Below are 17,828 nucleotides of genomic sequence, written 5' to 3' on the forward strand. Positions count from 1 at the left end.
TTCGGTGGGCTGCTTTGCTGTCTCGCGGCACTTACACCAAAGTTGCTCGCTTCAGAAGGTTTGAACGCTTGGCACGCTTGCCGCGAGATCGGCGGCCGGTTATCGACTGACGGCTAGTTCGGCATTTGCGCAATACGTCCCGTGTCAGGATGGCTATCCATGAAGCTGATCGTCGTTACTCCGGCCGGACGTGAGAAATATCTTGGCGTGCTTAGCCACTATGTCCTGAAGAGTTCTCATGTGCACGAATGGCATCTGTGGGACAACTGCCGCAACGAGCAGGATCGGGCCTATCTCAGGCAATTGGCGAGCGCCGATTCGCGAATTAAAATCATGACGTTGCCCGGGGCCAATGGAAAAAACGACGCCATCGGACTTTTTTTTCGTTTCTGCGACGATCCGGATGCTTTCTATCTGAGGCTGGACGATGACATCGTGTTTCTCGAGGACGGTTTTTTCGAAAAGTACATGGAACGGGTGCTGACCGAGCGGGGCTCGGCGCTTTGGTACGCGCCGCTCATCATCAACAACGCCATCTGCAACACTTTCATCAAATACCTCTCCGCGGTTCAGATCGAAGGGCCGCTGACCTGCCAGGCGATGTGCCCGTTCTCATGGTCTCATCCAACGTTCCCGCTCGCGATGCATCCGGTCCTGATCGAAGCGGTGCGCACCGGCCGGCTCGGCGATTTCCGCGTGCCCGACCGCGAAATCAAGGCGTCGCGGTTTTCCATCAATGCGATCGGCTTTTTCGGGTCGGAGATTGTCGAACTGGGCGACCTTTTTCACCCGCTGGGAGATGAAGAAGAGTGGTTTTCCGCCGTCCTTCCCGTCAAGCTCGGACGGCCGGGCAAGGTTTTCGGCGATCTGATCGCGGCGCACTTTTCCTTCTACCCGCAAGAGAAGGCGCTTTTGGGCACGACAATCCTCGAGGATTATTACGACCTCGCCGGACTGCCAGCGCCTGTCTACAAAAAGACGGTGGTGCGGTTGAAGGACCGGTTGAGGCCCTGGAAGAAGAACCGCAATGGAACGCCGCCAAAATATACGATCACGCTCCTGAAGGATGGGGCGAATCCAAAACGGTGAGACGGCAGCGTCGAAAGATGCTTGTTCCCGGTCGCGACCGTATCGTCGCCCTCGGTGTTCTTCATCTCTGCAAGTGGCACCCAGCCTTGCGCTTGCCGGCGACATATTCGTCGATGAGTTGCCCGTAGCGCACCTTGCCGAAGCTCGGGAAATGGCCGCCATGCACGACCGAGACGTCGAGGCCGCGCATGGCAAGCAGCGTTGCGACATAGTCATCGATGTTGGAGTGATAGACGTCGTCGATCAGCGGCCCGTCATAAACGATGTCGCCGGACAGCAGGATGCCGGTCTTTCTCTCATAAAGCGCGATGCCGCCGGGCGAGTGTCCAGGTGTGTGGATGACTTCGAAGGCGCGGTCGCCGAGGTCGACGACATCGCCATGCTCGAGCAGCCGGCCCGCCGGCGCGGGCAGGATGCGGTAGCCCGCCGTATCCCAGCCTTGCGGCGCGCCGTCGAACATCGCCTCATTGGCATAGCGGTCCGCCACCGTCCATTCGTTGCGTGGATCGGCAAGGATTGCCGCTTCGGCCGAATGCACGCAGCGCTCCGGGAATTCGTGATGGCAGCCGATATGGTCGAAATGCGTGTGGCTGGCGATGCAGGTAAGCTTGCGCTCGCTGACCAGCGGCACATGGCGTTTCAGGCTGAAATGGCCGAGGCCGGTGTCGAACAACAGGTCGCGGTCGCGCCCGCGAACATGCCAGATGTTGCAGCGGAAGAACGGTTTTATCCACGGCTCATGGATGAGCGTGATGTCGTCGCCCATGCGGATGGTTTCGTACCAGTCCGGAGCCTCGATGACCGGAAGCGTGCTCATGGATCAGTCCGCCAGCAGGATGATGTCTTGAGCGTTGCATGAAACCGAGATCGTGTCGCCTGCCTGAATGGTAGCGGAAGCGGGCGCCTTGGCGATGAATTGTAGCGCGGTATCCTGCGTCGAGGTGGCCAGCACGCGCTTGAAGCTGCCCTGGAAGACGACATCGCCGACCTTGGCCGTGCCGAGCGCAATGTCGCCTTTCGCTTCGCCGAGAGCAATATGCTCGGGCCGGATGGCGAGCGCCACCTTGGCGCCGGCAGGCGATGCACCTGGCAGTGAAATCGGCCCGACCGCCGTCATGGCCGTGACGGTCCCGTTCCTCGCCTCGGTCACGGTGCCGGCAAGGATCGTGCTCTCGCCCATGAAGGTGGCTGAAAAGCGCGTCGCCGGCCGCGCATAGACCCGCTCGGGCGATCCTTCGTCCTCGATGCGGCCGTCATTCATCACCACGCAAAGGTCGGCCAGCGCCATCGCTTCCTCCTGGTCATGCGTGACGTGGATGAAGGCGGTGCCGACGCGCTTCTGGATCGCCTTCAACTCGTCCTGCATCTGCCGGCGCAGCTTGAGATCCAGCGCGCCGAGTGGCTCGTCGAGCAACAGCACCGCCGGCTCGATGACCAGCGCGCGGGCCAGCGCCACGCGCTGCCGCTGGCCGCCGGAAAGCTGATGCGGCTTCTTGTCGAAGGCGGCCGCCAGCCCGACGAGGGCAAGCGCATCGCGCGCCTTGGCCGCCCGGGTCGTGCCGTCGATGCCCTGCATGCGCAGCCCGAAGCCGACATTGCCGCCGACGCTCATATGCGGAAACAGCGCATAATCCTGGAACACCGTCGTGGTCGGGCGCTTCGCCGGCGGCACGGCGGTGCAATCCGCGCCGCGGATGAAGACCTTGCCTTCGCTGGGCGTGACAAAGCCGCCAAGGATCGAAAGCAGCGTCGTCTTGCCGGAACCGGACGGTCCGAGCAGGATCGTGTAGCTGCCGGGCTCGATCGCCAGTGAGACGTTCTTCAGCACCGGCAGCTGGCCGAAGCGATGCGAGACATTGCGGATATCGACCAAAGGCGCGCTCATGCCGGCTTTCTCCGCAACAGCGTCAGTTCGAAAAACACCACCAGCACGATGGAGACGGCAAAGACCAGCGAGCCGACGGCATTGGTCTTGGGATTGAGGCCGGAACGCAGCAGGTTCCAGATCTCCACGGGCAGCGTCGTCTCGAAGCGGGTGAGCAGGAAGGAGATGACGAACTCATCCCAGGAGAAGGTCATCGACAGGAAGAAACTGGCGAAGATCGCCGGCGCCATGACCGGCACCGTGATCATGAGCAGCACTTTCCATTCGGCGGCGCCGAGGTCGCGCGCGGCGCGCTCGATGTTGATCTGGTGGTCGCCCATCTGGCTGTAGATGATGGCAAAGCAGAGCGGCAGGTTGATCACGACATGGCCGATGCCGGCCGCAAGCAGCGACTTCGGCACGCCGGCCCAATTGAACAGCACCAGCAGGCCCATGCCGATGATCAAATAGCTGACGGTCAGCGGCAGTGTGATCAGGCCGCGCAGGATGGCCGAACCCGGCAGCACGAAGCGCGCGAACCCCCAGGCGGAGAGGAATCCGAGCGTGACGGAGGCAAGCGAGGAGAGCACCGCCACGAGCAGCGAATTGACCAGCGCCGAGGTGAGCCGCGCATCCGACAGCACCGCCTGGTACCAGCGCAGTGACGGGCCCGTGAAGGGCGGGATCGGGAAAGAGGTCGCCTGCAGCGAGAACAGCACCAGCACGACCACCGGCAGGAAGATGAAGCCGTATATCGCGATGGCGTAGACCCAGGCGGCGAGGCGGACAGCGGCGCGCATGATCAGGCCCGCTCGATCTTCAGCCAGCGGGCGCAGGCGAGATAGGCGATGGTAACCACAGCCATCAGGATGATCGACAGCGCCGAAGCCAGCGGAAAATCGCCGCGGCGGCCGATCTGCATCATGACGAGCTGCGGCATGACCAGCTCGTTGTTGCCGCCGAGGATCTGCGGCGTGATGTAGTCGCCGATGCAAAGCACGAAGGTGAGGAAGGCGCCGACCATGATGCCGGGCAAGGTCAGCGGCAGCACGACATGCAGGAAGGTGCGCACCGGCCCGGCGCCGAGATCGGCGGCAGCCTTGCGGTAGCTCGGGCTGAGCTGTTTCAGATTGGCGTAGATCGTCAGCGTCAACAGCATGACGAAAAAATGCACGAAGCCGGTGACGGTCGCGAAGCGCGTGTTGGCGAGCTGCAGCGGCTCGCCGATCAGGCCGATGCCGGTCAGCGCCCGGTTGATGACGCCGTTCTGCGCCAGCACCAGCAGCCAGGAATAGGAGCGCACGACATAGGACGTCCAGAACGGCAGCACCGCCAGCATCAGCGCCAGCCGTTGCCAGCGTTCCGGGACCCTCTCGGCAAGAATCCAGGCAAAGGGATAGGCAAGCAGGATCGAGATCACGGTGACGATCGCCGTCACCTCCAGCGAGTTCACCATCGCCCGCCAGTAGGACGGGTCGGTGAAGAACTGGCTGTAGTTGGCTAACGTGAACGCGCCGCCTTCATGCGCCGTGAGGCTGGAAAGCCCCATGGCGATGAAGGGCAGGACGAAGAAAGCACATGTCCATGCCAGCGCCGGCGTGACCAGCGCCCAGGGCAGGGCACGCGACTTGTTTCCCGCGAACGCCATCGGCCGGTTTACTGCGCCTGCAGCATTTCGGTCCACATGTCCTGCATCTTCTTGTCGAGATCGGCGTTCGGCGCCGGATAGGCCTGGGCACGGGCGAGGAAGCCCGGCTGCTCGTCGAAGCGCAGGATCTTCTTCTGCTCGTCGCTCAGCGCCGCCTTCTTGTTCGAAGGCATGCCCCAGTAGCAGGAGGAGGTGGCAAGCCGCGCCTGGCCCTCGGGGCTCATGATGTACTGGATGAATTTCAGCGCCATGTCCTTGTTCTTGGAATCCTTGAACATGGCGAGCGACTGCGACCAGAGCACAGCACCCTCCTTCGGGATCGAGAAGTCGAGCGCCGGATTCTCCTTCGCAAGGCCAGCCGTCACCCATTCGCCGCCGCCGACCAGAATGTCGACCTCGCCGGTGGCAAGGGCGGTCTGGCTGGCCGTGACCTCGCCGACCAGCTTGGCATTGGCCTTCATCTTGAGCAGCTCAGCCTTGAGGGCAGGAAGGTCGGCCTCGGTGAGGTCGGCCGTCTTCTTGCCGATAGCCAGAGCGGCCATGCCGATCACCGGCAGGTAATAGTCATAGATCGCGACCTTGCCCTTGTATTTGTCGCTGGTGAGGGAGGCCAGAGACTGCATGTCGGCCGGATCGACTTTGGTCTTGTTGAAGCCGATCGTGTTGTAGCCGAACTTTTCGGTGATGCCGTAGCGCTTGCCGTTAACGACGGTCGACTTATCCATCTTCACTTCCGGGAAGAGGTCGGCGAAGGGCAGCTTGTCCTCGGGCAGCGGCTCGAACAGGCCTTTCTCGACGCCGCGCGGCACGTCGATGCTATCGATCACCATCACGTCCCAGTCGCCGGGCTGCGACTGGTCGACGATGGCGAGCCCTGCGCCGGTGCCTTCGAATTCCTTGACGTTGATCTTGACGTTGTTGGCTTCCTCGAAGGGCTGCAGCAGCGCCGGGTCGGAATGATCGCACCAGATCAGCGCATTGAGATCGGCGGCTTGGGCGGTACTGGCTGCGAGCAGCAACGCGGCTGTCGCGCAGGCGGCTGCGAGACGAGACTTCAGGGTGGAAAGCGGAGTCCGGGCATTGACGGTCATCGAGTGTTCTCCCTGCCTTGCTGGCTTGTTGGAAGAAAAGTTGAACCAATTCTAAAATTGAGTCAATTATGATTTTGTGGCAGAGAGGCCGACATGAGCGGATTGCGCGAACGGCAGAAGGCGGACCGGCACAGGCGCATCATCGATGCGGCGACGGAGCTTTTCCGCGAGGCCGGCTATGAAGGCGCCAAGATCGAGGCGATCGCAGCGCAAGCCGAAGTCTCGATCGGCACGATCTACAACTACTACCAGAACAAGGGCGACATCCTCGGCGCCATCGTGTCGTTGGAGGTCAATGAGGTGCTGAATGCCGGGCGAGGGGTGGTCGCCAGCCCGCCAGCCAATGTCGGCGACGCGCTCGACACGCTGATCGGCATCTATATCGAGCACTCGCTGAACTATCTGAGCAAAGAGATGTGGCGCCAGGCGATGGCGATCTCGACGCAACTGCCCGACAGCCCCTTCGGCCAGGCCTACACCGCCCTCGACCGCGAGCTGACCAGGCAGATTAGCGCGCTGATAGTCCGCCTGCAGGAGGTCGGGCTTGTGCGCTCAGACATCGACGGGCCGGCGGTGGGCGAACTGATCTTCAACAACATGAACATGATGTTCATCGAGTTCGTGAAGCGCGACGAGGCGAAGATACCGGAGCTGCGCGCGGCGATACGAAGGCAGAACAGGGTGCTGGTGGTGGCGATTGGGGTGTGAGACGCAGGCCCCGGTCACGCCAAGATTGGCCTTGGTCTGACGCAAGGCCGGCGTGCTTCATTTCCCTACGGCTAAAGCCCTTTCAGTGCGATCAGCGTTGATGCGATCGCGATCACCGCCACGATCAACGTCCAAATCATTGCACTACGAGTGAACCCGATGACGTGCCGTCCCCGCGCACGCCGTAAATTCTTCCGCCAACGGTTAGCCTGATCGGCGCCAATGTTGAGCTGCATCATACCAACTTCAGTTCACTGGTTCAGCGGATTGTGGTTGAAGGTGATTACGGGCGGCTTCCAACCCCCAGGCATTTCCAAGGATGCCTCGCGGAAACTTCGCTCGACATCGGTGGTGTATGCGCCGTCATTCTCAAAGCGGTCCCACAGGATGAAACCAATAACCAGCGTAATCACGACAAGAGGCCATCGCATCGGAACCTCCCAAAGACCCAATTGGACTATCTGCTTGCGGTCCCGAAAAAACAAGAGACCCCTAATATACACTAGGCAAGCGATCAAGCGACCAAACTGAGGTGAGCTCTATCCTTATGATCGATCACCACTTGGCCTTGGTGCAAAAAGCTCACTCCGAAGATTGCTCGGTAAGCCCTGGTGCCTCGTCAATTTCCGCTACTGCCACTTCCACGTTGCAACTGCGGCGAACCACGTTCTGTTACCCCAAGCGCAAATGTCAGAACATTGGATGGTGGGAATATAGTAGCATAGTACACGATTTATCTGGTGCCCCCGGCAGGGATCGAACCCGCGACCTTCGGTTTACAAAACCGCTGCTCTACCAGCTGAGCTACAAGGGCACGGCGCTCCGGTAGCACATTTCGTGCGCCAGTAAAGACAAAACTCCGTTTTGGGTTCCTAATGGACGCTGTGGCTTAGCCGGCATGCTGAAAAACGCTGCGCCGCTTCCTACATCTTCTCGGGTGCAATCGCATCGAACGGGTGCCGCATGATCAGATTCGTCATCATCCTGCCGCTCATCGTCGTGACCTGGCTTCTGCTGGTGAAGGTCATCAGCGATCTGAAGAAGGCCAACGTCGACTGGACCGGCGTCGCCACCTTCGTCGGCTTCATCGTGCTGGCCTTCTGGCTGAGGCATGTCACGGGGATGGGATAAGTGAGCGAGTAGCGAATAGCGAGTAGCGAATAGAGGATTTGCATTCAGCATATCCCCGCTTTCGCTACTCGCCATTCGCTACTCCCTATTCGCTCAATCCCGGCGAAAAAAATCGCGAAAATACTTCGAACCTTTTTCCGGGCCGCAGCGACAGACGATCAAGAGGCGGATGGTTCGCCTCTCCACCGAAACAGGAGATCGTCATGTTCAAGCGCACCATCGTTTCCGGCCTCATCGCCACCACCGTCGCCGCCGGCTCGCTCGTCGGCACCGTTCAGCCTTCGGCCGCCCACGACCATCATCACCGCCGCGAGCTCGGCATCGGCATCGCCGCCGGCGTCGGCGGTTTCGTTCTCGGCAGCCTGCTCGCCCAGCAGCAGCCCCGCAGCGTCTATGTCGAGGACGACGGCTACGACTCGATCCACGTCCGCCGCTGCTACGCCCGCTACGCCAGCTACGACGAGCGCACCGACACCTATATGAGCTACGACGGCCCGCGCTATTGCAGGCTCTAAAGGGGTTAAATCAACGGCAGGAGAGGGGCTACGCAGCCCCTTTCTTGCGTTTGAGCATTGCGCATCCGCCTGATTGGCTTGATTTGAAGCGGACGACGTTTCCGCCTCCAGCAATTCAGGAATTGGGCTTCAGCTCCGGCATTGCCAATCCCGCCGCCTTGCAGGCGCCGATGACTGAAACGTCATTTATCGCAACGAGCTCGAAGCTGTTTCCGGCATCGGGATAGATATTACCGATGAAAGGCTCGTTGCCGCCGGTAGAGCCCTTGTCGTCGACATAGCCGCACGCCACGATCTCGTGGCGGCCGTTCAACTTGCGTTCTCCGGCGAGCATCGTTCCGAATTTCGCAGCGATGGGGTTCTTCAAATGCTGGCGGACGCCGGCGGTGATGATCTCCTCCAGGGCCAGCGAGATCGGAATGGGATCGACCAGTGGGTTGCCGATGGGGTTGCCGCTGGTCGCGGGCGGCGGCGGTGCCGCCGCCACGCATCCACAAAGTGAGGCGGCGGATAGGAGGTAAAGTGTTTTCCGCATCCGCGCCCTTTCGCATGCATTCCGACGGCGCGGCAAGACGGTCAAGCCCGGCGTCCGGACTGGCTATTGTCTGTCGGTCTTGCCGAGCACCAACGATGTACAGCGATTTTGCGAGCGTTTAGTCTGGCTTTGACGGCAATCGAGGGGAGGGTGGCTTGAACAATCAGGATCCTAGGGAAGAACGGGTCGAACCGGTTTTCCGCAACGGCACCATCACCATCGTCGGCATCCTGCTGGCGTTCTCGCTAGGCTTCATCACCCATTGGGCGGCCAACCCGATCCCATGGCAGACCTACCATCTGATTGCCGTCCTGCCGATTCTGGTCGGCATTGCGCTGCAGATCCGGGCGCTGGCCATTCTGCTCGACATCAAATCCCTGCAGCGAAGCATTCATGACCGCGCCAGTCGGATATTCCTCGCCGGCCTCATTTTCGCGGCCTGTGGCGTCGCGCTGGCGATCCTGCTCGATTTCTTCGACATATCGGCAAAGAGCGCATTGCCAGGCGCGTCTTAATAGGCTTTCACGCCGCCGATCATCTTCGTCACTTCGACCGCGGCGTCGCGCACCAGCGGACCGATCTCGGCCAGCCGCTCGGGCGTGACCCGCACCGTCGGTCCGGACACCGAAACGCCGCCGAGCGGCTCGCCGAACTCGTTGAAAATGGCGGCGGCCACGCAGCGCATGCCGGGGTGGCGCTCCTCGTCGTCGACCGACCAGCCGCGACGCTTGATAACGGCCAGATCATGGGCAAGCGCCGAGATGTCGGAAAGCGTCTTGTCCGTGTAGCGCTGCAGGCCCGCCTTGCGCAGGATAGCGGCGACCCGTTCCGGCTCGAGATGCGCCAGCACCGCCTTGCCGATGCCGGAAGCATGAAAGGGGCTGCGCGTGCCCGGCCGGAAGAAGGCGCGGATCGCCTGGTGCGTCTCAACCTGGCTGACGAAGACGACGCAATCGTCCTCGGCGACGCCGAGATTGGCGGTCTCGCCGGTCTTTTCCATCAATTCCTGCATGACGATGCGCGCGCGGTCGACCAGTTTGCGCCGGCGCAGGAAGGCTGCGCCCATGCGGTAGGTCTCGACGCCCACGGACCAGAGCTGGTCGCTCGTGTCGAACTCGACCATGCCGTGGTTCTCCAGCGTCGTCAGCATGCGATAGGCGGTGGAAGCGGCAATGCCGCTTTGCGCCGCGATTTCACTCAGCGACAAGCCGCTGGCCTCGGCGACGATGGCCAGGATCCGCAGCGCCCGGTCGAGCGACTGCACCGAGGCCGCTTCGGATGGGCCATTGAAGGCGCGCGGCCGGCCGCGTTGGCGTTTTTCCGTCGTTTCCATACCGGCCACTCTCGCCGATTTGACATCGCATGCAATGAAAAAGTTTTTCAGTGATGGCAATGAGCGATTTTTGGAAAAGGAAAAGTGAAGCGAAATCAGAAGATAACAGCGGTTTTCTAGAAATGAAAAAATATTCTGAAAAAAATTGAAAAATCGAACGTACGCTGTCATTGTCAAGCCAACCAACGAATGGAGGCTCACCATGGCCAGGATGCGCGCTGTCGACGCTGCGGTTCTCGTTCTCGAAAAGGAAGGCATCACCAATGCCTTCGGCGTTCCGGGCGCGGCGATCAACCCGCTCTATTCGGCGTTGAAGGCGCGCGGCACCATCCGCCATGTGCTGGCGCGCCATGTCGAAGGCGCCTCGCACATGGCCGAAGGCTATACGCGGGCCAAGGCCGGCAATATCGGGCTCTGCATCGGCACTTCCGGTCCGGCCGGCACCGACATGATCACCGGCCTCTATTCGGCCTCGGCGGATTCGATTCCCATCCTCTGCATCACTGGGCAGGCGCCACGCGCGCGTCTCAACAAGGAGGATTTCCAGGCCGTCGACATCGCTTCGATCGCAGCACCCGTCGCCAAATGGGCCGTCACCGTCATGGAGCCCTATCTGGTGCCGATGACGCTGCAGAAGGCCTTCCATCTGATGCGCTCCTCGCGGCCCGGGCCGGTGCTGGTCGACCTGCCGGTCGACGTGCAGCTTGCCGAGATCGAATTCGACATCGACGCCTATGAGCCGCTCGCTCCCTTCAAGCCGGCGATAACGCGTGCCCAGGCCGAGAAGGCGCTGGCTATGCTCAACGAGGCTGAAAAGCCGCTGATCGTCGCCGGCGGCGGCATCATCAACGCCGACGCTTCCGATCTTTTGATCGAATTCGCCGAAGTCACCGGCGTGCCGGTCATCCCGACGCTGATGGGCTGGGGTGTGATCCCCGACGACCACCGGCTGATGGCTGGGATGTGCGGACTGCAGACCTCGCACCGCTACGGCAATGCGACGATGCTTGAAGCCGACTTCGTCTTCGGCATCGGCAACCGCTGGGCCAACCGCCATACCGGTTCGGTCGACGTCTACACCAAGGGGAAAAAATTCATCCACGTCGACATAGAGCCGACGCAGATCGGCCGCGTCTTCGCGCCGGATCTAGGATTGGTCTCGGATGCGGGCGCCGCGCTGAAGATCCTACTCGACGTCGCCACCGAATGGCGCACGGCCGGCAAGCTGCGCGACTGGTCGGGCTGGGCGAAGGAGTGCCAGCAGCGCAAGAAGACCATGAAGCGCAAAACGCATTTCGAGCAGGTGCCGCTGAAGCCGCAGCGCGTCTACGAGGAGATGAACAAGGCGTTTGCCCGCGACACCACCTATGTCACCACGATCGGTCTGTCGCAGATCGCCGGCGCGCAGTTCCTGCATGTCTACAAGCCGCGCAACTGGATCAATTGCGGCCAGGCCGGCCCGCTGGGCTGGACGCTGCCGGCGGCACTCGGCGTGCGCGCAGCGGATCCGGATCGCGACATCGTCGCGCTTTCCGGCGACTATGATTTCCAGTTCATGATCGAGGAGCTGGCCGTCGGCGCCCAGCACAAGCTGCCTTACATCCACGTCGTCGTGAACAACGCCTATCTCGGACTGATCCGCCAGGCGCAGCGCGGCTTCTCGATGGATTATGAGGTGAGCCTCGCCTTCGAGAACGTCAACCGTGCCGGCGATCCGGAGGCGGGCTACGGCGTCGATCATGTCGCGGTGGCGGAGGCGATGGGCTGCAAGGCGGTCCGCGTGACGAAACCCGAGGAATTCGCCGGCGCCTTCAAGGAGGCGCAGCGGCTGATGAAGGAGCACCAGGTTCCGGTGGTGCTGGAATTCATCCTCGAGCGCGTCACCAACATTTCCATGGGCACGGAAATCGACAAGGTCACCGAATTCGAGGAGCTTGCCGAGCGCAATGAGGATGCGCCGACGGCCATCATGATGCTCGATTGAGGCTTGGCCGAGAGAAGGAGAAAAAGAATGCCGCGTTTTTCAGCCAATCTTTCGATGCTCTTCGGCGAGCATGAGTTCCTGGATAGATTCGATGCCGCCGCCCGCGCCGGCTTCAAGGGCATCGAATATATCGGCCCGTATGACCATGCCCCGGATGTGGTAGCGGCGCGGCTGAAGAAGAACGGCCTGACGCAGGTTCTCTTCAACCTGCCGGCCGGCGACTGGGCGAAGGGCGAACGCGGCATCGCCGTGCTGCCCGACCGGGTGCCGGAATTCCGCCAGGGCGTCGCCAAGGCGATCACCTACGCCCATGCACTGGGCTGCGAGCAGATCAACTGTCTCGCCGGCATCGCGCCACAAGGCGCCGACCGGGCCGTTCTGGAGAACGTCTTTGCCGAGAACCTCGCTTTCGCGGCCGAGAAGCTGGAGCAGGCCGGCATCAGGCTGCTGATCGAGCCGATCAACACCCGCGACATCCCCGGCTTCTTCCTGAATTATTCCGACCAGGCGCTGGCGCTGATCGACCGCATCGGCTCGAAGAACCTGTTCCTGCAATACGACATCTACCACATGCAGATCATGGAGGGGGATCTCGCCCGTACAATCGAGGCAAACCTTCCCCGCATCGCGCATATCCAGCTTGCGGACAATCCCGGCCGTCACGAGCCGGGGACGGGCGAGATCAACTATCCCTTCCTCTACGACCACATCGACCGCCTCGGCTATTCCGGCTGGATCGGCGCCGAATACAAGCCGAAGGCAGGCACCGAAGCCGGGCTCGGCTGGTTTCGCGAGTTCGCCGGGCAGGGAAGCGCGGCGGCTTAAGAGCACGGCGACGAAACTGCTGATCTCCCGCCTCGTGGGGGAGATGGCCGGCAGGCCAGAGGGGGGCGCGAAGAAACGCGACCTCGACAATTACGACGGAGAACAACATGGAAACCATCGGTTTCATCGGCCTCGGCATAATGGGTGCGCCGATGGCGGGCCATCTTCTCGACGCCGGCCATCCGGTCGTCGCCAGCGACCATCGCTCCAAGCCGCCCGCTGACCTCCTCGCCAGGGGCCTGAAGACTGTTTCGGGCCACGATGCCGTCGCGAAAGCAGCCGGCATCATCATTACCATGGTTCCGGACACGCCCCAGGTGGGCGACGTGCTGTTCGGCGAGAACGGCGTCGCCTCCGGCTTGACCAAGGGCAAGCTCGTCATCGACATGAGCTCGATCTCGCCGATCGCCACCAAGGAATTCGCCAACAAGATCAACGATCTCGGCTGCGACTATCTCGACGCGCCGGTGTCGGGCGGCGAGGTCGGCGCCAAGGCGGCCTCGCTTACCATCATGGTCGGCGGCGAGGAGAAGGCGTTCGAACGCGCCAGGCCGATCTTCGAGAAGATGGGCAAGAACATCACGCTGGTTGGCCCCAACGGCGTCGGCCAGACCACCAAGGTCGCCAACCAGATCGTCGTGGCGCTGACCATCGAAGCCGTCGGCGAAGCGCTGGTCTTCGCCTCGAAGGCCGGCGCCGATCCGGCCAAGGTCAGGCAGGCGCTGATGGGCGGGCTCGCCGCCTCGCGGATACTCGAAGTGCATGGCGAGCGCATGATCAAGCGCACCTTCGCGCCCGGCTTCCGCATCGAGCTGCACCAGAAGGACCTCAACCTGGCGCTGGAAGGCGCCAAGGCGCTCGGCGTATCGCTGCCCAACACCTCGACCACGCAGCAGCTGTTCAATTCCTGCGCCGCCAATGGCGGCGCCAAGGAGGATCACTCCGCGCTGGTCAGGGCGCTGGAGCGGATGGCGGGACATGAAGTGGGATAGGAGTGAGTAGGAATTAGTGAGTGGTCAGTAGTCAGTAGTTTAGTAAGATTTCGTGCTCACTACTCACTACTCACTACTCACTACTCACTACTCACTACTCACTACTCACTACTCACTACTCACTACTCACTCACCAAGAACTTCCTCGCCGCATAAAGGCTCACCGCCGCCGCGTTCGAGACGTTGAGCGAGTGGATGGCGCCGGGCATGTCGAGGCGGGCGAGTGTCGTCACCGTCTCGCGCGTTTTCTGGCGCAGGCCCTTGCCTTCCGCGCCCAGCACCAGCGCGATCCTCTCGCCGGCGAAGGTCTTCTCCAGTTCGGCCGGCCCTTCGGAATCGAGCCCGATGGTCTGGAAACCGGCCTCGTGCAGCTGTCCCAGCGCATCGGCGAGGTTCTTCACCTCGATCTGGTCGATATGCTCGAGCGCGCCGGAGGCGGATTTGGCCAGCACGCCCGATTCCTGCGGGCTGTGGCGGGCAGTCGTGATCAGCGCGCCGGCGCCGAAGGCGACCGCGGAGCGCAGGATCGCGCCGACATTGTGCGGGTCGGTCACCTGGTCGAGCACCAGCACTAGCGTTGTGTCGCCAAGCGCGTCGAGATGCTTCGGCTTGAGCGGCTCGGCTTCGATCAGCACGCCCTGATGCACAGCGTCCGACCCGGTGATCCTGTCGATGTCCTTCGGCTCGACAAGCTCGGCCTTGAAGGGCAGGGCGGCAAGATCGCCGATCGAAAGCCGCTCGGCGGCGTTGCGCGTCACCAGCATCGTCCTGATCTTGCGCCGCGGATTGTCGAGCGCGGCCCGCACGGTATGCAGGCCGTAAAGCCTCACCAGCCCGTCGGCGGCAGCCTCGCCCGGCGGCACCGGCTGGTGCGGCCGGATTGCCGGCGCCCCGCCCGCCTTCTGGTCGCGATGCGCGCGCCTCAGCTTGGCGTAGTGGGTGTCCTTGCGCGTGCCGGACTTGTTGCTTTTATCGTCGCTCATGGCGGCCTCTATAGCCGTCCCGTCCGGCTAAGGATATGGGCTGGACAAATGAATGCCGAACATCCTCGAAAAACCCTGGCCACGCCGGTTGACACCCACCGGCCTTGCCGCCATAAGGCGCTTCGCTGATTTCGGAGAAGATCTTACTCGGGCTCCGGATCGGCGAAAATGCCTCGTTGCATGGCTCCGGCGGCAGACTGGAGAGGTGCCCGAGTGGTTAAAGGGGACGGACTGTAAATCCGTTGGCTTAGCCTACGTTGGTTCGAATCCAACCCTCTCCACCACTGCCGGCCCGGATGCCCTGAAACGAAAAGTCTCGGACCGAAAATGCGTGGCGCTTTTCCGGTGAATCCGGTACCTCAGTGCAAGGCGCGGGTATAGCTCAGTGGTAGAGCAGCAGCCTTCCAAGCTGAATATGCGGGTTCGATTCCCGCTACCCGCTCCAGATTTCTTCTTCGCTCCAAAGAAAACGCCGCGCCGTGGCGCGCAGCGTTTCCATTTCATCCAGCCCGCTTAGCTGTTAAAGGCCGAGGCAACCTGATGGTTCTGCGGCATCAGGCCGTTCGGCGTCAGCTTATCGACAATGCCAGGCAGCGCCGTGGAGAGCTGCTGCAGCAGTTCCTGCTCGTTCATGCCGGTGCGCTGCGCGATCTCGCGGATCACTGCCGGGCCGAGCGCCGAGCCGAGATCATTCGCGTTGATCGACTGGTTCTGGCCGGTGCCGACCCAGGAGTCGGCGACGTTGCCATGGCCGGCATCCTTGAGCTTGTCGAGCAGGCCGCCGAGGCCGCCGAGCAGGCCGCCATCGGCGGACGCGTCGGTTCCGGCGGGCGTCGGCGTCGGCGCTTGCGGCGCGGCCGCCTCTTCGCTTCTGCCGCTCAGCATCTTGCCCACCAAAAGCGCGCCGAGCGCGATCATCAGGGGTTTGGTGATATTGCCGCCCGGAACGGCATTGTCGAAAAGGCCCATCGTGGATCTCCTTGTCCAGCCAAGTCCGCCCGGCCCCAGAATGGCGCAAACGGGCAGAATTTCAAGCTGTCTTGAGCTTTTGACAATCATATGACCATGATGGCGCGGCGGGGGAATTTGGAGGGAATAATGGGCATTATCAGCTGGATCATTCTGGGCATCGTTGCCGGCTTCATCGGCAGCAAGATCGTCAACAAGACCGGTCAGGGCATGATCATGGATATCGTGCTCGGCATTGTCGGCGCCATTGTCGGCGGCGTCATCTTCAGCGCCTTCGGCGCGTCGGGCGTCACCGGCCTTAACATCTGGAGCCTGATCGTGGCCGTCATCGGCTCGGTCGTCGTGCTCTGGGCCTATCACCAGTTTTCGGGCAAGCGCACGCTGTAGAAGGCCAGGGAACAGCCAGTAGGCTGTTGAAGGTCGACCCGACCGGGTCGACCCAGGCTGGATGCGTGCCGTCAGGCGACCATGGCCAGCCGGCGTTTTCTTTCGTCGAGCGAGACGATGGCGAGACCGCTGGCCATGACCAGCAGGATGCCGCAGACGGCGAGCGCGTTGGGAAACTGTCCGAACACCAGCAGGCCCGAGATCACCGCCCAGACGGTGAAGCAGTAATAGAAGGGCGCGACCGCGCTTGTCGGCCCGACCCGGTAGGCCATGAAGATGAAGAAATGGCCGAAGATCAGGAACAGGCCGGCTCCGGCGATCAGGAGCAGATGATGTCCTTCGGGCATCACCCATTGCTCGGAGACAAGGTGCGCCGCGCCTGAGCCGGCCAGCACCACGACGACCGCGGAGATGGCGACGATCATGCCCGGCACCTCGGCGCCGACCTTGCGTCCGGCAAGGTCGCGTAACGCCGCGAAGGCGGCGTTGCCGAGCGCCAGCAGGGCGAAGAGCGAAATGCCCTGCATCGTCGGCTGCGCCACCATGAGCGCCCCGACAAAGCCAAGGCCGATCAGCGCCATGCGCGTGGCGCCGATCTTTTCGCCGAACAGCATCGAGGAGCCGACCAACACGATGAGCGGCGTGACTTGCCCGAGCGCGGTGGAATCCGCGATCTGCATGTTGGCCAGGGCCACGACGTAACACAGGATCGCCAGTAGCTCGAACAGGTTGCGGCGCAGCACCTTGCGTTCGAAGAGCAGGGGGATCTGCCTGGCATAACCCAGCATCAGAAGCAGCGGCACGCCCCACAGCGTGGCGGCAGCACCCCGCAACAGGAGAACTTCATAAGGCGGCAATCCGACGGTGGCGAGCTTCATCATCGTGTCGTTGACGAGGTAGGACCCCGTCGAGACGATCATGAACAGCGGGCCGCGGATATTGGATGGAATGAACTGCATCCGGCGAACAAGATCAGAGCGGCGTCGTGGCGGCAATGGGCCAGCCGGGAGCCTTTGATTTTACACGCGGCAGCCCTATATCCGCGCCATATCCCACCGAAATCGACCATTGGTTCGGGTCGAGCAAGAATCCGCTCAGCCACAAGGTACTTGTGTTTTTAAGCGGTTGTCGCTAATCGCCCCGCATTCGACTGAACTGAAGGTCAAGGCCGTCCAAGGAAAGAGACTATGGCAAAAGGTAAATTCGAGCGCACCAAGCCGCATGTGAACATTGGCACGATCGGTCACGTCGATCATGGCAAGACGTCGCTGACGGCGGCGATCACGAAGTATTTTGGCGAATACAAGCGCTATGACCAGATTGACGCAGCACCTGAAGAGAAGGCGCGCGGCATCACGATCTCGACGGCGCATGTCGAGTATGAGACGGCCAACCGTCACTATGCCCATGTCGACTGCCCCGGCCACGCCGACTATGTGAAGAACATGATCACGGGTGCGGCGCAGATGGACGGCGCGATCCTGGTGGTTTCGGCGGCCGACGGCCCGATGCCGCAGACCCGCGAGCACATCCTGCTTGCCCGCCAGGTCGGCGTTCCCTCGATCGTGGTGTTCCTGAACAAGGTCGACCAGGTCGACGACGCCGAGCTGCTGGAGCTGGTCGAGCTCGAGGTTCGCGAGCTTCTGTCGAAGAACGAGTTCCCCGGCGACGACATTCCGATCGTCAAGGGTTCGGCACTGGCTGCGTTGGAAGATTCCAACAAGACCATCGGCGAGGACGCCATCCGCGAGCTGATGGCGCAGGTCGACGCCTA

22 protein-coding genes and 3 tRNA genes are annotated in these 17,828 nt (G+C 62.0%); 12 read left to right on the top strand and 13 right to left on the bottom strand.

Annotated elements, in window-relative coordinates:
• Positions 1–159 precede the first annotated feature (159 nt).
• Positions 160–1,089 (top strand): hypothetical protein, encoded by a 930-nt coding sequence (locus FJW05_RS25935; protein ID WP_140546430.1) that lies wholly within the window; start codon positions 160–162, stop codon positions 1,087–1,089.
• Positions 1,090–1,150: 61 nt separating this feature from the next.
• Here the strand turns inward: FJW05_RS25935 and FJW05_RS25940 are convergent, their stop codons facing one another.
• The 5 genes from FJW05_RS25940 to FJW05_RS25960 are packed head-to-tail and all read right to left on the bottom strand — an operon-like array spanning position 1,151 to position 5,692.
• Complete coding sequence (locus tag FJW05_RS25940) at positions 1,151–1,906, bottom strand: MBL fold metallo-hydrolase (RefSeq protein ID WP_140636775.1); 756 nt, start codon at positions 1,904–1,906, stop codon at positions 1,151–1,153.
• A gap of 3 nt (positions 1,907–1,909) precedes the next feature.
• Positions 1,910–2,974: an ABC transporter ATP-binding protein gene (locus FJW05_RS25945; RefSeq protein WP_140636777.1), complete on the bottom strand. Its 1,065-nt coding sequence runs from the start codon at positions 2,972–2,974 to the stop codon at positions 1,910–1,912.
• Positions 2,971–3,753, bottom strand: a complete 783-nt coding sequence (locus tag FJW05_RS25950; protein WP_140636780.1) for an ABC transporter permease — start codon at positions 3,751–3,753, stop codon at positions 2,971–2,973. The genes FJW05_RS25945 and FJW05_RS25950 overlap by 4 nt, the downstream gene beginning before the upstream one ends.
• Before the next feature lie 2 nt (positions 3,754–3,755).
• A complete protein-coding gene (locus tag FJW05_RS25955) occupies positions 3,756–4,601 on the bottom strand; it encodes an ABC transporter permease (protein ID WP_140636782.1) in 846 nt (281 codons plus the stop codon).
• Between the two features lie 8 nt (positions 4,602–4,609).
• On the bottom strand, positions 4,610–5,692 hold the full coding sequence (locus FJW05_RS25960) for a spermidine/putrescine ABC transporter substrate-binding protein (protein ID WP_140636784.1): 1,083 nt from the start codon (positions 5,690–5,692) through the stop codon (positions 4,610–4,612).
• Positions 5,693–5,785: 93 nt separating this feature from the next.
• On the opposite strand from FJW05_RS25960, the gene FJW05_RS25965 reads away from it, so the two are divergent.
• Entirely contained in the window at positions 5,786–6,400 is a 615-nt protein-coding gene (locus tag FJW05_RS25965) for a TetR/AcrR family transcriptional regulator (RefSeq protein ID WP_140636785.1), read from the top strand.
• Between the two features lie 71 nt (positions 6,401–6,471).
• Here the strand turns inward: FJW05_RS25965 and FJW05_RS27550 are convergent, their stop codons facing one another.
• The 3 genes from FJW05_RS27550 to FJW05_RS25975 all read right to left on the bottom strand — a co-directional run bounded on the left by FJW05_RS27550 (position 6,472) and on the right by FJW05_RS25975 (position 7,214).
• Positions 6,472–6,639 carry a hypothetical protein gene (locus FJW05_RS27550; protein ID WP_181165079.1) on the bottom strand — a complete coding sequence of 56 codons (168 nt, stop codon included), beginning with the start codon at positions 6,637–6,639 and terminating at the stop codon, positions 6,472–6,474.
• Between the two features lie 12 nt (positions 6,640–6,651).
• The gene (locus FJW05_RS25970) at positions 6,652–6,831 is read right to left on the bottom strand and encodes a hypothetical protein (protein ID WP_140636787.1); all 180 of its coding nucleotides are present in this window, start codon (positions 6,829–6,831) and stop codon (positions 6,652–6,654) included.
• Positions 6,832–7,138: 307 nt separating this feature from the next.
• Positions 7,139–7,214 (bottom strand) — tRNA-Thr (locus FJW05_RS25975).
• Positions 7,215–7,363: 149 nt separating this feature from the next.
• On the opposite strand from FJW05_RS25975, the gene FJW05_RS25980 reads away from it, so the two are divergent.
• Positions 7,364–7,531, top strand: coding sequence for a hypothetical protein (locus tag FJW05_RS25980; RefSeq protein ID WP_140636789.1), 168 nt, complete (start codon positions 7,364–7,366; stop codon positions 7,529–7,531).
• 203 nt (positions 7,532–7,734) lie between these two features.
• Positions 7,735–8,046 carry a BA14K family protein gene (locus FJW05_RS25985; RefSeq protein WP_095767586.1) on the top strand — a complete coding sequence of 104 codons (312 nt, stop codon included), beginning with the start codon at positions 7,735–7,737 and terminating at the stop codon, positions 8,044–8,046.
• 115 nt (positions 8,047–8,161) lie between these two features.
• On the opposite strand, the gene FJW05_RS25990 is transcribed toward FJW05_RS25985, so the two are convergent.
• Positions 8,162–8,626, bottom strand: coding sequence for a hypothetical protein (locus FJW05_RS25990; protein ID WP_246673635.1), 465 nt, complete (start codon positions 8,624–8,626; stop codon positions 8,162–8,164).
• Positions 8,627–8,736: 110 nt separating this feature from the next.
• Between FJW05_RS25990 and FJW05_RS25995 the strand changes: the two genes are divergently transcribed.
• Complete coding sequence (locus FJW05_RS25995; RefSeq protein WP_140636791.1) at positions 8,737–9,096, top strand: hypothetical protein; 360 nt, start codon at positions 8,737–8,739, stop codon at positions 9,094–9,096.
• Here FJW05_RS25995 and bhcR read toward each other — a convergent pair.
• Positions 9,093–9,914, bottom strand: a complete 822-nt coding sequence (bhcR, locus tag FJW05_RS26000; RefSeq protein ID WP_140636793.1) for an HTH-type transcriptional regulator BhcR — start codon at positions 9,912–9,914, stop codon at positions 9,093–9,095. The two genes, FJW05_RS25995 and bhcR, sit on opposite strands and share 4 nt — an antisense overlap.
• A gap of 202 nt (positions 9,915–10,116) precedes the next feature.
• Between bhcR and gcl the strand changes: the two genes are divergently transcribed.
• The 3 genes from gcl (at position 10,117) to FJW05_RS26015 (ending at position 13,715) form a co-directional block, all read left to right on the top strand.
• A complete protein-coding gene (gene gcl / locus FJW05_RS26005) occupies positions 10,117–11,898 on the top strand; it encodes a glyoxylate carboligase (protein ID WP_140636795.1) in 1,782 nt (593 codons plus the stop codon).
• Between the two features lie 27 nt (positions 11,899–11,925).
• On the top strand, positions 11,926–12,723 hold the full coding sequence (hyi, locus tag FJW05_RS26010; RefSeq protein WP_140636797.1) for a hydroxypyruvate isomerase: 798 nt from the start codon (positions 11,926–11,928) through the stop codon (positions 12,721–12,723).
• 107 nt (positions 12,724–12,830) lie between these two features.
• The gene (locus tag FJW05_RS26015; RefSeq protein WP_140636799.1) at positions 12,831–13,715 is read left to right on the top strand and encodes a 2-hydroxy-3-oxopropionate reductase; all 885 of its coding nucleotides are present in this window, start codon (positions 12,831–12,833) and stop codon (positions 13,713–13,715) included.
• 122 nt (positions 13,716–13,837) lie between these two features.
• Here FJW05_RS26015 and FJW05_RS26020 read toward each other — a convergent pair whose 3' ends face one another.
• Positions 13,838–14,698: an RNA methyltransferase gene (locus tag FJW05_RS26020; RefSeq protein ID WP_140636801.1), complete on the bottom strand. Its 861-nt coding sequence runs from the start codon at positions 14,696–14,698 to the stop codon at positions 13,838–13,840.
• Positions 14,699–14,897: 199 nt separating this feature from the next.
• Here FJW05_RS26020 and FJW05_RS26025 point away from each other — a divergent pair.
• Together FJW05_RS26025 and FJW05_RS26030 are read left to right on the top strand one after the other, a co-directional pair.
• A tRNA-Tyr gene (locus FJW05_RS26025) sits at positions 14,898–14,982 on the top strand.
• An 87-nt stretch (positions 14,983–15,069) separates the two neighbouring features.
• A tRNA-Gly gene (locus tag FJW05_RS26030) sits at positions 15,070–15,143 on the top strand.
• Positions 15,144–15,211: 68 nt separating this feature from the next.
• Here FJW05_RS26030 and FJW05_RS26035 read toward each other — a convergent pair.
• The gene (locus tag FJW05_RS26035; RefSeq protein ID WP_140636803.1) at positions 15,212–15,667 is read right to left on the bottom strand and encodes a YidB family protein; all 456 of its coding nucleotides are present in this window, start codon (positions 15,665–15,667) and stop codon (positions 15,212–15,214) included.
• A gap of 129 nt (positions 15,668–15,796) precedes the next feature.
• Here FJW05_RS26035 and FJW05_RS26040 point away from each other — a divergent pair, with 129 nt between their 5' ends.
• Positions 15,797–16,054 carry a GlsB/YeaQ/YmgE family stress response membrane protein gene (locus FJW05_RS26040; protein WP_140636804.1) on the top strand — a complete coding sequence of 86 codons (258 nt, stop codon included), beginning with the start codon at positions 15,797–15,799 and terminating at the stop codon, positions 16,052–16,054.
• Positions 16,055–16,125: 71 nt separating this feature from the next.
• On the opposite strand, the gene FJW05_RS26045 is transcribed toward FJW05_RS26040, so the two are convergent.
• Positions 16,126–17,013, bottom strand: a complete 888-nt coding sequence (locus FJW05_RS26045; RefSeq protein ID WP_140636806.1) for a DMT family transporter — start codon at positions 17,011–17,013, stop codon at positions 16,126–16,128.
• Between the two features lie 228 nt (positions 17,014–17,241).
• Here FJW05_RS26045 and FJW05_RS26050 point away from each other — a divergent pair.
• A partial coding sequence (locus FJW05_RS26050; protein WP_140636808.1) for a GTP-binding protein occupies positions 17,242–17,828 on the top strand: 587 nt, incomplete at its 3' end.

Source organism: Mesorhizobium sp. B2-9-1, from assembly GCF_006439455.1.
Lineage (GTDB): Bacteria > Pseudomonadota > Alphaproteobacteria > Rhizobiales > Rhizobiaceae > Mesorhizobium.

Coding starts and splice junctions, on each gene's coding strand:
- FJW05_RS25945 (WP_140636777.1), bottom strand. CDS start 2,974: ATGAGCGCGCCTTTGGTCGATATCCGCAATGTCTCGCATCGCTTCGGC.
- FJW05_RS27550 (WP_181165079.1), bottom strand. CDS start 6,639: ATGATGCAGCTCAACATTGGCGCCGATCAGGCTAACCGTTGGCGGAAG.
- FJW05_RS25960 (WP_140636784.1), bottom strand. CDS start 5,692: ATGACCGTCAATGCCCGGACTCCGCTTTCCACCCTGAAGTCTCGTCTC.
- FJW05_RS26020 (WP_140636801.1), bottom strand. CDS start 14,698: ATGAGCGACGATAAAAGCAACAAGTCCGGCACGCGCAAGGACACCCAC.
- hyi (WP_140636797.1), top strand. CDS start 11,926: ATGCCGCGTTTTTCAGCCAATCTTTCGATGCTCTTCGGCGAGCATGAG.
- FJW05_RS25955 (WP_140636782.1), bottom strand. CDS start 4,601: ATGGCGTTCGCGGGAAACAAGTCGCGTGCCCTGCCCTGGGCGCTGGTC.
- gcl (WP_140636795.1), top strand. CDS start 10,117: ATGGCCAGGATGCGCGCTGTCGACGCTGCGGTTCTCGTTCTCGAAAAG.
- FJW05_RS25970 (WP_140636787.1), bottom strand. CDS start 6,831: ATGCGATGGCCTCTTGTCGTGATTACGCTGGTTATTGGTTTCATCCTG.
- FJW05_RS26040 (WP_140636804.1), top strand. CDS start 15,797: ATGGGCATTATCAGCTGGATCATTCTGGGCATCGTTGCCGGCTTCATC.
- FJW05_RS25965 (WP_140636785.1), top strand. CDS start 5,786: ATGAGCGGATTGCGCGAACGGCAGAAGGCGGACCGGCACAGGCGCATC.
- FJW05_RS26045 (WP_140636806.1), bottom strand. CDS start 17,013: ATGCAGTTCATTCCATCCAATATCCGCGGCCCGCTGTTCATGATCGTC.
- FJW05_RS26015 (WP_140636799.1), top strand. CDS start 12,831: ATGGAAACCATCGGTTTCATCGGCCTCGGCATAATGGGTGCGCCGATG.
- FJW05_RS25980 (WP_140636789.1), top strand. CDS start 7,364: ATGATCAGATTCGTCATCATCCTGCCGCTCATCGTCGTGACCTGGCTT.
- FJW05_RS26035 (WP_140636803.1), bottom strand. CDS start 15,667: ATGGGCCTTTTCGACAATGCCGTTCCGGGCGGCAATATCACCAAACCC.
- FJW05_RS25940 (WP_140636775.1), bottom strand. CDS start 1,906: ATGAGCACGCTTCCGGTCATCGAGGCTCCGGACTGGTACGAAACCATC.
- FJW05_RS25935 (WP_140546430.1), top strand. CDS start 160: ATGAAGCTGATCGTCGTTACTCCGGCCGGACGTGAGAAATATCTTGGC.
- FJW05_RS25985 (WP_095767586.1), top strand. CDS start 7,735: ATGTTCAAGCGCACCATCGTTTCCGGCCTCATCGCCACCACCGTCGCC.
- FJW05_RS25950 (WP_140636780.1), bottom strand. CDS start 3,753: ATGCGCGCCGCTGTCCGCCTCGCCGCCTGGGTCTACGCCATCGCGATA.
- bhcR (WP_140636793.1), bottom strand. CDS start 9,914: ATGGAAACGACGGAAAAACGCCAACGCGGCCGGCCGCGCGCCTTCAAT.